Below are 12,123 nucleotides of genomic sequence, written 5' to 3' on the forward strand. Positions count from 1 at the left end.
TCAATGAAAAGTATTAACTTTGAAGAACACTATGTCGTAGACGAAATTCAACAAGAAACGATGAAACATATGTCATCAGACCCTAAAGGCGTTCCTATGCAAACGATGCTTAAAGGACTTGAACAAAAATCAGGTTTCACTGATGCTGATGAAATTAAGCATCATGATGCCCGTATTAAATTTATGGATAAACATGATGTAGAAAAACAAGTATTATCATACGGTAATGGCGCACCTTCAAACTTAAAAGGTGAACGTGCGATTGAATTGTGTCAACAAGCGAATGACACATTAGCCGACTACATCAAAGAACATCCTGACCGCTTTGTTGGCTTTGCCACATTACCAATTAATGAACCACAAGCTTCAGTTGAAGAATTCAAACGTTGTATCAATGAGCTTGGTTTCAAAGGTGCATTAATCATGGGCCATCCTAACGATGGTTTCTTAGATCAAGATGAATACGATGACTTATTCGCAACAGCTGAAGAATTGAATGTGCCAATTTACTTGCACCCTTCTCCAGTACAAAGCGATGTTTATCAAGCTTATTACAAAGGTAACTATCCAGATGTAACTGCTGCTACATTCGCTTGCTTCGGTTATGGTTGGCATGTCGATGTAGGCATTCATGCGATTCACCTTGTATTATCAGGTGTCTTCGATCGTCACCCTAACTTAAACTTAATTATTGGTCACTGGGGCGAATTTGTACCATTCTTCTTAGAACGTATGGACGATATCCTCTTCGCAGATCATTTAGAACACGAAATTAGTTATTATTTCAAAAATAATTTCTATATTACGCCAAGTGGTATGTTAACTAAACCACAATTTGATTTAGTTAAAGCTGAAGTTGGTATTGATAGAATTTTATACGCAGCCGACTATCCTTATGTTGAACCTGAAAAATTAGGTACATTCCTAAGCGACTTAGGCTTAACAGAAGAAGAACAAGAAAAAATTAGTTATAAAAATGGCGCTAAATTATTAGGCCTCGATAAATAAATAATAGATACATTTTAAGTAAAAATTTTAAAAATAGACTGATTTAAATGGAGGTTTTTTAATATGGAAACTTTAGAATTACAAGATGCTAAATTACGTTATAACAAAGTAGGCAATGGTCCTGTACTTATCTTAATTCCTGGTGCGAACGGTACAGGTGACATTTTTATGCCACTTGCACAACAATTAAAAGATAAATTCACAGTAGTAGCTGTAGACCGTCGTGGTTATGGACAAAGTGAATTAACTGAGCCACTTCCTGACGAAGTCGCTAGTCCAGATAGCCGTTATCGTGTTAAACGTGATGCCCAAGACATCGCTGAATTAGCTAAATCACTTAGTGATGAACCTGTATATGTATTAGGTTCAAGTTCTGGTTCAATCGTTGCAATGCACGTATTAAAAGACCACCCAGATGTTGTGAAAAAAATTGCTTTCCATGAACCACCAATCAACACATTCTTACCAGATGCAAAATATTGGCAAGACAAAAATGCCGAAATTATTGATATTGCAGTCAATGAAGGTATGCCTCAAGCAATGAAATTATTCGGTGAAACACTTAAAATAAGTAAAATCGACCAACAATCTATGTCTAAACCTGCACAAGCTGAAAACGATGCAGAAAGTAAAAAACGCTTTGACGAAATGTTAGGTTGGTTCAAATATGAAATTCGTCAATATACTGAATCTGATATTTCAATTGATGATTTCAACAAACACAAAGACATTATCACTTTATTGAATGGTACAGCTTCAAAAGGTTCATTCCCTCATGAAGTTAACTTCTACATCTCTGAACAAACTGGTATCGATATTGTTGATATTCCAGGTGGCCATTTAGGTTATGTTCAAGAGCCAGAAGGTTTCGCTAATGTCTTACTTGAATTATGGGGATAATTGACTCAAAGGAGTGTCCGCACTGTGCTATTCACTAGAAACAAACCCTATACACAGGAAACATTATTAGCTAAAGAAGATATCTTGGAACTCATACAATTTGAACGTTTTTGTCGTGATAATGCATTATGGGATAGCATGGCCACATGTTTCGCTAAAGATTCTTACGTCAATATCTCTTGGTTTAAAGGCACAGGAAGTGAATTTGTAACTTCTTCAAAAGAGATGAATCGTTATGCGCCTCATCAAATCCATAATTCTCAAATTTGGATTAATGACACGCGTGCAGTAGCTATTATGCAAGCGACAATTCAAACACGCTTACCAATGCAAAATGTTGAAATGGAATTACAATCAGATGCTAAATTGGTTTACTGTGTCGAACAAGATGAGCAAGGCGTTTGGTACATCACGCGTCTGAAAAAGATAGCTTAACACCAGTTAAACCTACGACCATTAATCTTCCAAAGCAAGATTTTGTAGGCTATCGTGAAAGTTACACGTGCTTGTCATATGCGTTAAATGAAATTGGTTATGAGGTTAACAGTGAACTCCAAGGTATCGATCGACCAGCTGAAGTAAGTAACTATTATAATGAAATCGATAGTTGGTTAACTTTTAAAGAAAAGGAAGCGTAAATAACTATGAAGAAGATTGATTTGCATGCGCATTATATTTCACCTGGATTTTCACATTTTCTAGATAAATACTTTGATGGGAAAGGCGATGGTGTAGCGACGCCTGCCTTCTCTCCTGAGGGTTATCTAGATTTGATGAATCGTATGGAAATTGAGTATGGTGTGTTGTCTATTTCGAGTCCGCACATTAGTGCTGCGTCTGATGATGAGATGGTTGATTTAGCTAAAGAAGTAAATGACTATGCGTCTGAAATGGTGCATAAATACCCTGAACAATTAGGTTTCTTTGCGACATTACCACTACCTTTAGTGGAAGAAAGCATTGCGACAATTGATAAGGCGTTAGATCAACAAGGCGCGTTAGGCTTTACGTTGCCTACTAATGCACGTGGTATTTATATTGGTGATGCGCGTTTAGATGACGTATTGGCTAAATTGAACGAGCGCCATGCATTAGTTGCATTGCACCCTAATGAACCGAAACCTAATATTGAAGCTATGAGTGAAGTAGTTCCTGCACCATTAATGGAATTTATTTTTGATACAACACGTACGATTATTTATATGAGTCAAAATAACGTGTTTAGTAAATATCCGAATATTAAATGGATTGTGCCACATTGCGGTGCTTTATTACCTGTAATTGCGCAACGTGTGGCGATGGGTAATAAGATGTTTGGTAGCGAGCGTCAACCTGATGATTTAGAACAGGTGATGAAAGAACTTTACTTTGATTTAGCTGGAAAAGTTTTACCGTACCAGTTACCTAACATTGCACAATGTGTGGATATGAATAAGATTGTCTATGGTTCTGATGCACCGTATACGACGGATCAAGTAGTGACGATGTTAGCGGATGAACTTGAATCTACTGAGTTAATTTCACGTCATGAACTTGAAAAGATGTTGTATGATAATGGGCAACAATTATTAAAAACACTATAAATAAAAAGCGACTAGGACTTAAATCCAAAAGTATGAGCGTAGAGGTGATTAAATAAAAATCATCTCTACGCTCTTTTTATCAATACTACATTATTTGCGTGTAATTTTTAAACCAAGATATTTATTTCTCAGGTTTTTCTTATATTGTATGGTTCGATATTTATGCTAGGATTTCGTTCATTGAGCGGTTGACGCTGCTTGCGTACATTCCACCAAATTTAAGTAAGTGAACCATGAAGAGATATAATCTATAAAATTCTAAGCGTTTACGTGATCCTTTTCCAGAAGGATAATGTTTCTCATATTCATCATAGAATTCTTGAGTAAAGCCTCCAAATACGGTCGTAATCCCTAAGTCAAATTCTCTATCGCCATAGAATGGTGCTGGGTCGAATAGTGCCGGACTGCCATCTGTTAAGAACATGTAGTTACCACCCCATAAGTCACCGTGTAACAGTGAGGGTTTACTCTTATGCTCTTCTAGAGTGTTAACCATGACCGTACGCACTTGTTGGTACACTTTATTATCTTCTTCGTTCCATAAACCTTTGCGCATTAATTCATCTCTCAAATGGTCCATCCGACGTTCGACAAATATTTCTATCCATGAATCTGACCATGAATTATCAAATGAAATGTCACTGCCTTCGTGTGGTAATTCAAAGCCAAATTTACCTTCAGGTTGTTGTTGGCTATGCATTTTAGCTACTAATTGCCCTAATTCACGTTGGCTACCACTCGTTCCTTCATCTAAATAACTTAAGATTAGGAAGGCATCATCTTTAATTTCCCCGTTAGCGATCACACGTGGTGCAGTAACTCCCGCTTCTTCAAACGCTTCTAGCCCTGCAATTTCATTGGCATAGAATGATTTATCACGATGACGTTGCACTAATAAGAAATAGACATCGTCTTTTGTCGTTACTTTAAACGCTTCATTCACATCGCCTCCACTTACCGGGGTAATCTCTTGTATATTATCCAATGGTAATTGGTCTTGCCATTCTTGATTCATAAAGGCATCCTCCTTTAATTGATTATCCTTATTATTACTATATTTCCTGAAAATGTGTACTTTAATCTTTATCATGAATTTGTCTTATCTCCCAAATTTGAGGTGAATTTTCAAACATTAGATAAATAGACTAGGAAATTAGTAATGAACATGCTAGTCTAATATAGAAATGTTTTTCAATGATATTAAATGAGGATAGTAAGCCTCAAATACAATGAAATAGGAGCATTATTATGTACAAACTAATCAAACCTCTATTATTTAAATTCGACCCAGAGAAAGCACATGGCATGACCATTGATGCGTTAAAAGTCGCACAAAAACGCCCTTTCTTATTACCAATTATCCACAAATTATTTACTTACGAAGATCCTTCATTATCTCAAACAATCAAAGGTATTCAATTTAATAATCCAGTCGTTTTAGCAGCAGGCTTCGATAAATCTTGTGAAGTTCCTAAAGCCCTTGAAAATGCTGGCTTCGGCGCACTTGAATTAGGTGGAATTACACCTAAACCTCAAGACGGCAATCCTAAACCACGTATGTATCGTTTAATTGAAGATAATGCGTTAATCAATCGCATGGGCTTTAATAATAGCGGAATGAACAAAGCGTTAAGTAACTTACGTCGCCATGCCTATAACATCCCGGTTGGCTTAAATGTGGGTGTTAATAAAACAACGGCTTATAACGAGCGTTATCAAGACTACATTAAAGTCATCGATACGTTTAAAGCAGACGTGTCATTCTTTACCGTCAACATTAGTTCACCAAATACTGAGAATTTACAAAGTTTCCATGATAAAGATGAGTTCTCAATGCTATGCCAGGCATTAAAAGATTTCAAAGCTTCTACAGAAATCAATGTTCCTATTTTCTTAAAATTAACATCTGACTTAGAATTAGAAGGATTTAAAAATATCTTGCCGGCAATTACTGAAACATTCGACGGTATGATTCTTGCCAATACTACACGTAAACGTGATGGTTTAACATCGCCAAATAAAGTAGAAGACGGCGGATTAAGTGGGCAACCCCTTTTCAAAAGAAATCTAGAATTAGTGAAATGGGCTTATCAACAAACTAACGGTGAATTCTTAATTATTGGAACTGGTGGTATCTTTAGCGCTCAAGATGCTATTCAAATGATGAGAAATGGTGCTTCACTCGTTCAAATTTATTCATCTCTAGTTATTGAAGGCCCAGGTTTAACTAAAAAAATCAACAAAGATATTGCTAAATATTTAAAACAACATAACTATAACAACGTAAGCGACATTATCGGATTAGATGCTAAGTAGTTTTCCGGAATAGTTAAGCTTAAAAATGTCGTTATATTGGTTGCGAACTAACAAAAAGACTTTGTCTACAATTTAATAATAAAATACTTTACTTAATGAAATATTGTACTATACTAAAACCAAAGATACGCAAGTTTATCGGAGGATTATTTCTATGACGGTAGAGAACAAAACTAAAGAGACAAATCAAACGTCAACAAATGAAGAGCAATCTGCGACATCTCAACAAAAACAAGCCAAAGATGATAATAGCATTGGTTATAATGGTGAGAAAAAAACAGAATTAGATCTTGAAATCGAACGTGAATTATTAGAAATGATGGAGAATGAAGACCCAGAACCTGAAAAACAGAAAAAAGGTTGGAAAATAGCCGCTCTCCTTTCAACTTTAGTCATAGCAGTTCTAGCAATTATACGTTTTATCAATCGCACGTTATAAATGAATGATCCCAACTTGATGAATTGCCATTGAAGTTGGGATTTTTGTCTACTAAAAGTTATTCTGTATTTAATTATCTTATATAGGAAGGACGATTAAATGAGTTCTGGAATTACTGTAGGTTTAATATTAGCTGCCATAGCTTTGTATTATAGGTTTGTTTAAAAAGAAAAATTAAACGTCTTTATTATAGCGAGTTTGTATAAATAGCAGAATATAAATTAATAAATGACCTATCGTGAAAGTATCTATTCTCTAATACTTTAAAGAATGCCTCCTCATATTATGTAGAAAGTGAGTTAACTAATGTTACAAGCAACTATACACGGGATTTTATTAGCCTTAGGTCTAATCCTGCCTTTAGGGGCGCAAAATGTATTTGTATTTAATCAAGGGGCCAATCAGAAGAAGCTTACTAAAGCACTTCCTGTAATCATAACGGCAGGTTTTTGTGATACTTTCCTCATAGTCATTGCTATATTAGGTGTGTCATTAATATTAATGTCGCTCCCTATTTTACAACTTATTATATACATTATAGGATTTGTATTTCTTTTATATATGGCATGGTCTTTATGGAAAGAAAAGCCTTCAAATGTTAGAGATATGGCACCTATGAGTATCAAGAAACAAATTGGCTTTGCCTTATCTGTATCATTGCTGAACCCTCATGCGATTATGGATACTGTAGGCGTGATAGGAACGAGTGCTTCTATATATACTGGTTATGAAAAAATAGCTTTCGCTATAGCTACCATATCCGTATCTTGGTTTTGGTTTATTTTATTAGCTATATTAGGTAAATTGTTAGGCAGTATAGATAAAACCGGTAAATACATCATCGCTTTGAATAAACTTTCAAGCATAATTGTCTTTATTGTAAGTCTTATTATTTTAAAAAATATTATTCAATTACTTTATTAATAGCTAACAGCCCCTTATTACATGTTGTAGTGAGGGGCTGTTAGCTATTTAACTATTTAACTAAAAAAGTAGTACTAATGTTGTTCTAAAAAGGCTTTGGCTTCTTGATTAATCTTTTTAAAATCAATACCTTGAGCCATTGCTGCAAATACGCAACCACAGTAACATTGTCTAAAAATATTGTAGTCGTTACACATTTCAATTGAACGTTCGTAACCTTTATTTTTCTTGAAATCACTAGGCAAATAACTGACGTCATATAAATTTTGAACTTCCATGCCTAGTTCATTAATTAACTGTGCATTTTTCTTTGGAGATAACGTGAGTGCACTACCAAAGTAATCATAGCCATACTCAACTGCTGCTTTAGCAACTAATTCTAGTCTCATCTCGAAACACGCAGTACAACGTAATCCCCCTTCTGGTTCTTCAGTTAAACCACGTGATTTAGCCATTTTCATAAACTCATGAGGTTGATACGGTGTCTCAATATATTTAACATTCTGTCCCGTGCGTTCATTAAAATCTTTCACAAATTGTTCTTGGACTTTAGCACGTCGCAAATATTCATTTTTCGGATGAATATTAGGATTTGCAAAATAGATAGCAATATCTGCATATTGAGTTAAATACTCTAGAGTATACGTGCTACAAGGCGCACAACAACTATGAAGTAAAATTTTAGGGCGTATATCTTCTCGCTCCCACTGATTAATTAATTTTTTTAGCACTTTGTCATAATTAATCTTTTGATTCTTCATTTTCGCAATGATTGGATCTGCTTTTAACATAAAAACGCTCCTCAAATATTATATGTATTAATTATATAATATTTAAGGAGTATTAGGATAATGAATTATAATTTTATGCTATTCAATTTTATATTCTTTTGCTATTTTTCTTTTAGATGCAAAATAAATCATTACACCAAAGAAAACTCCAGCTAACCCATCTTTAATAAGTAGGAAGGCTAGGTTTAAAGATTCTTTCCACATATAAAGCCAAACTAAATCAAATAAAAGCATTACTATAGAAAAGAAAAGCGCAGCCCCTAGACAATTCATTTTATTTTTTCTCAATAATTCTTCGTATTCTTCCTCAGTATAAACACGTTCTGTATCTAACTTATTTTTCCGAACAGTAATCATTAATGTTACATTCACTGCTAGAAAAACAGCAAAGATGCCTATCGTTGGTATGTTGACCTGCCGGGTTACATAATCATTAATTAAACTGATTGTCGCTATAATAAATATTCCTAAATAAGCTACTAAGAAAGCGGTAGTAAATTTTGAATAAAGTTCAATCTTCTCTCTTTCGTCTCGTTCGCCTCTTACGCCAATGATACGATTGATGATTTTATCTCTAGTGCTCATTATCGCCACTCACCTCATAAATTTGATAGCTACGTTATCTTCACTATAAAAAACATCAGAGGTTATGTCAAATATAAATGACATTTCACACTAGAACCTTAGCTGTTTATTTTTCTATTTCTCTTTGTAAAATGGTTGCAGGACCATTGTTGACAATGTCGTAGAAGTATTGAATTAAATCTTCTTTAGGAACACGTTGGTCGTCTTCTACCCAATGACGTAAAAATGATAATCCAGCTCCAGATACATAACTCATAAAATAGGAGAATGGAATACCACTAATTTTACCTTCTTCACTTGTAAAGCTATTAAGATAACTATTTAATAAGCTATATAATTTTTCATGTAGCATCGATTCTTTACCCACTTTAAACATTAAACGGTAAAATCCTATATTCTCTTCGATGTGAGATATAAGAAATTCCATAATTTGACGTAAGTCTTCAGTTGAGAATTGACCTCCACTACTCGTTTTACTCTCATTAATAAAAGTACGTACGATATCAACATGTTCATCTTCTAATTTTTCCAATAAATCGTATTTATCTAAATAGTGGGTGTAAAACGTCCCACGATTAATATCAGCTAAATCTGTAATTTGTTGCACAGTAATATCATTAAAATACTGTTGTTGCAGTAATTCAAGAAATGCGCTTTTAATGGCATTTTGTGATTTTCTAATTCTTCTATCTTGAACCATTGTTCAAACCTCTCTTTAAACTACATGTTATTACACAATTATATCTATTTTGTTGGTTTTCGTACAACTGACAATACATTGATTGTTGTAGATAAAGTAAAGATCTCTTACTATGAAGTTGTATTCGAAAAGAATGTTTAATGAAAGGATGAACTAGTATGACAAATAAATTCTTAGGTAATCCACAATTAGAAGTAACAAATGTTGAAGACGTTAAAGAAGGCGTTAATCATATTGTAGTAGATAGTATTCAATATGGTAATCAAGAAATGATTATGGAAAAAGACGTAGCAGTACCAATGAAAGATGGCGAAGTATTATACGTTAACATTTTCCGTCCAAATAAATCAGGCAACTTCCCAGTAGTTATGTCTGCAGATACTTATGGTAAAGATAATAAACCTAAAATTACTAATATGGGCGCAGCTTGGCCAACACTCGGTGCAATCCCAACTTCAAGTTTCACACCTGAAGAATCACCTGATCCAGGTTTCTGGGTACCCAATGATTATGTTGTAGTTAAAGTCGCTTTAAGAGGTAGCGTTGGTTCTAATGGCGTATTATCTCCATGGTCTAAACGTGAAGCTGAAGATTACTATGAAGTAATTGAATGGGCTGCTCAACAAGATTGGAGTAACGGCAATATTGGTACAAATGGCGTGTCTTATTTAGCTGTTACACAATGGTGGGTTGCTTCCCTAAATCCTCCACACCTTAAAGCAATGATCCCTTGGGAAGGCTTAAATGATATGTATCGTGAAATAGCCTTCCATGGTGGTATTCCAGATACTGGTTTCTATCGCTTCTGGATTCAAGGTATCTTTGCAAGATGGACAGATAATCCAAACATTGAAGATTTAATCCAAGCTCAAAAAGATCACCCATTATTTGATTCATTCTGGAAACAACGTCAAGCACCACTAGCTAATATCACTACACCATTATTAACTTGCGCAAGCTGGTCTACTCAAGGCTTACACAACAGAGGAACCTTTGAAGGCTTTAAACAAGCTAGCTCAGACAATAAATGGTTATACGTACACGGTCGAAAAGAATGGGAAAGCTATTATTCACGCGAAAACCTTGAACGTCAAAAAGAATTCTTCGATTATTATCTAAAAGAAGAAGATAATGACTGGTTAGATACACCACATGTGATTTATGAAGTAAGAGATAAATTCTACCGTGGAACATTTAAAACTGCGGATAACTTCCCATTAACAAACACTGATTATCAAGCTTTATATTTAGATAGTGACAATATGTCATTAAATGTGCAACAACCTTCAGATAAAGCCGTAGCAACGTATGATTCTGAAAGTAACAACGATGAAGCACGTTACACATACACATTTGAAGAAGATACAGAATTAACTGGTAACATGAAATTGAAATTATGGGTAGCTGCAGAAGAAACGAATGATTTAGATTTATTTGCCGGTATTAAAAAATTAGATCGCCGAGGCAATGAAGTTCATTTCCCTGACTTTAACCATATTGAAAATGGTCAAGTTGCAACAGGTTGGTTACGTGCATCTCATCGCGAATTAGATGAAACAAAATCAACAATTGCACAACCATGGCATACACATGAACAAGAATTAAAATTCGAACCTGGTGAAATTGTACCTGTCAAAATTGAACTCTTACCTTCTGGTACATTATTCAAAAAAGGCGAATCTTTAGTAGTTGTTGTTAAAGGCAATGAAATCGTTAAAGGCAACAGTACACCACTACCTAACATGAAAACACGTTATGAACACGAAGAAACAGTTAATAAAGGCAAACACCTTATTTATACTGGTAACGATTATGATTCACACCTCATCATCCCAGTAATTAAATAAGATACCTTGACTAATCGTAGGAAAGAGGCTAAGACGTTTATATAAAATGTCTTAGCCTTAAATTTTGCATTTAGAAACTAAAAAGAGCGAACAAACATTTGAAATTACTTTATATTTCTATGCTTCTCTTTAAAAATATCACTATTTATTATCACGAAGTATTGTTGGCGAAAATCCTAGGGGAACAGGGCTAGGCTAAGACCTTGGCTTAGCCAGTCCACCCAGGAAAGCAAAGTCAACAATACGTAGTACTATATAAAACAAAAAGACTCGGCGTGGTTAATTCGATTAGAAATCAACCATGCCGAGCCTCTTATTTAAAAATTATTCCGCTTCTCTGATTTCATCGGCTACGTCTGCGTAGTCAATTTCAGTTTCAGTAAATGTTTTATTATTTACTGGGAAATGTTGTTGGAATGTTTCAAAGTTTTGAATTTCAACTGTCACATCATCCACTTCAAAGTCTAATACGTGACCACCAAAATTACGATCATCATTAGCAAAGTGAATATGGAAACCTGATGACCCAATACCATGGAATAATTCTGGTGTGAAGAAACCAATCACTGTACCTTTAATATCTTCACGTGTTTCTTCAGGTTGTCTACGTGCAGAATCAATTAATCGTGTGTATGGTGGTTCTTGTTTAGGCATCATACGCACATGCATTTTTTTGAAAGTACCACTGATTTTTACTGCAGAGAATAAATTATCACTCAACATATGTTCTTTCACTTCATTTAGAACCTTTTCAGAATCTTTATCAGTAGTTTGGTATGACTCATCCGCTTCAAATTTAGTAATTGTTGCGTACGGTGTCATTTCGTCACCTTTAAGCTTAGTAAATTCTTTGTGCTCATTCGCATGAAACGCTTCACCGTTAAGGAAGATGACTTCCCCATTAGAACCAGTTAATGTTGCTAGCCCTGAATCACCGTGTTCTAATAGTTCATCGATTGTTGCAGTACCTTCTAATAAGCCTGCCATTAATGTACCTAATGTACCGTGTTGATATAATACGTGACTCATT

General features: G+C 34.8%; 12 protein-coding genes and 1 pseudogene. 8 read left to right on the forward strand and 5 right to left on the reverse strand.

The features are described from left to right. The first annotated feature begins 3 nt into the window (after positions 1-3). The 4 genes and pseudogenes from FH144_RS00310 (at position 4) to FH144_RS00325 (ending at position 3,491) form a co-directional block, all read left to right on the forward strand. A complete protein-coding gene (locus FH144_RS00310; protein ID WP_242313140.1) occupies positions 4-1,008 on the forward strand; it encodes an amidohydrolase family protein in 1,005 nt (334 codons plus the stop codon). A gap of 63 nt (positions 1,009-1,071) precedes the next feature. Continuing rightward, complete coding sequence (locus tag FH144_RS00315; protein ID WP_242313141.1) at positions 1,072-1,908, forward strand: alpha/beta fold hydrolase; 837 nt, start codon at positions 1,072-1,074, stop codon at positions 1,906-1,908. Positions 1,909-1,932: 24 nt separating this feature from the next. Beyond that, a pseudogene (locus FH144_RS00320) lies at positions 1,933-2,546 on the forward strand (nuclear transport factor 2 family protein). A gap of 6 nt (positions 2,547-2,552) precedes the next feature. Beyond that, the gene (locus tag FH144_RS00325) at positions 2,553-3,491 is read left to right on the forward strand and encodes an amidohydrolase family protein (protein ID WP_242313142.1); all 939 of its coding nucleotides are present in this window, start codon (positions 2,553-2,555) and stop codon (positions 3,489-3,491) included. A gap of 160 nt (positions 3,492-3,651) precedes the next feature. Here FH144_RS00325 and FH144_RS00330 read toward each other — a convergent pair whose 3' ends face one another. After that, entirely contained in the window at positions 3,652-4,506 is an 855-nt protein-coding gene (locus tag FH144_RS00330) for a fructosamine kinase family protein (RefSeq protein WP_107507063.1), read from the reverse strand. A gap of 233 nt (positions 4,507-4,739) precedes the next feature. On the opposite strand from FH144_RS00330, the gene FH144_RS00335 reads away from it, so the two are divergent. From FH144_RS00335 to FH144_RS00345, 3 genes are all read left to right on the forward strand, one after another. Next, the gene (locus FH144_RS00335; RefSeq protein ID WP_242313143.1) at positions 4,740-5,807 is read left to right on the forward strand and encodes a quinone-dependent dihydroorotate dehydrogenase; all 1,068 of its coding nucleotides are present in this window, start codon (positions 4,740-4,742) and stop codon (positions 5,805-5,807) included. A 154-nt stretch (positions 5,808-5,961) separates the two neighbouring features. Continuing rightward, positions 5,962-6,246, forward strand: coding sequence for a hypothetical protein (locus FH144_RS00340; RefSeq protein WP_242313145.1), 285 nt, complete (start codon positions 5,962-5,964; stop codon positions 6,244-6,246). A gap of 306 nt (positions 6,247-6,552) precedes the next feature. Further along, positions 6,553-7,170, forward strand: coding sequence for a LysE/ArgO family amino acid transporter (locus tag FH144_RS00345; protein WP_242313146.1), 618 nt, complete (start codon positions 6,553-6,555; stop codon positions 7,168-7,170). Between the two features lie 74 nt (positions 7,171-7,244). Here the strand turns inward: FH144_RS00345 and FH144_RS00350 are convergent, their stop codons facing one another. The 3 genes from FH144_RS00350 to FH144_RS00360 form a co-directional block, all read right to left on the reverse strand. Further along, on the reverse strand, positions 7,245-7,961 hold the full coding sequence (locus tag FH144_RS00350) for an epoxyqueuosine reductase QueH (protein ID WP_242313147.1): 717 nt from the start codon (positions 7,959-7,961) through the stop codon (positions 7,245-7,247). A gap of 78 nt (positions 7,962-8,039) precedes the next feature. After that, complete coding sequence (locus FH144_RS00355; RefSeq protein ID WP_242313148.1) at positions 8,040-8,546, reverse strand: DUF3278 domain-containing protein; 507 nt, start codon at positions 8,544-8,546, stop codon at positions 8,040-8,042. Between the two features lie 106 nt (positions 8,547-8,652). Continuing rightward, on the reverse strand, positions 8,653-9,246 hold the full coding sequence (locus tag FH144_RS00360) for a TetR/AcrR family transcriptional regulator (protein WP_242313149.1): 594 nt from the start codon (positions 9,244-9,246) through the stop codon (positions 8,653-8,655). A gap of 158 nt (positions 9,247-9,404) precedes the next feature. Here FH144_RS00360 and FH144_RS00365 point away from each other — a divergent pair, with 158 nt between their 5' ends. Beyond that, positions 9,405-11,093: a CocE/NonD family hydrolase gene (locus FH144_RS00365; RefSeq protein WP_242313150.1), complete on the forward strand. Its 1,689-nt coding sequence runs from the start codon at positions 9,405-9,407 to the stop codon at positions 11,091-11,093. A 324-nt stretch (positions 11,094-11,417) separates the two neighbouring features. On the opposite strand, the gene budA is transcribed toward FH144_RS00365, so the two are convergent. Next, complete coding sequence (budA, locus tag FH144_RS00370) at positions 11,418-12,122, reverse strand: acetolactate decarboxylase (RefSeq protein ID WP_107507055.1); 705 nt, start codon at positions 12,120-12,122, stop codon at positions 11,418-11,420. Between the last annotated feature and the right edge of the window lies 1 nt (position 12,123).

The sequence above is a fragment of the Staphylococcus sp. acrmy genome, from assembly GCF_022690565.1.
Classification (GTDB): Bacteria; Bacillota; Bacilli; order Staphylococcales; family Staphylococcaceae; genus Staphylococcus; species Staphylococcus caledonicus.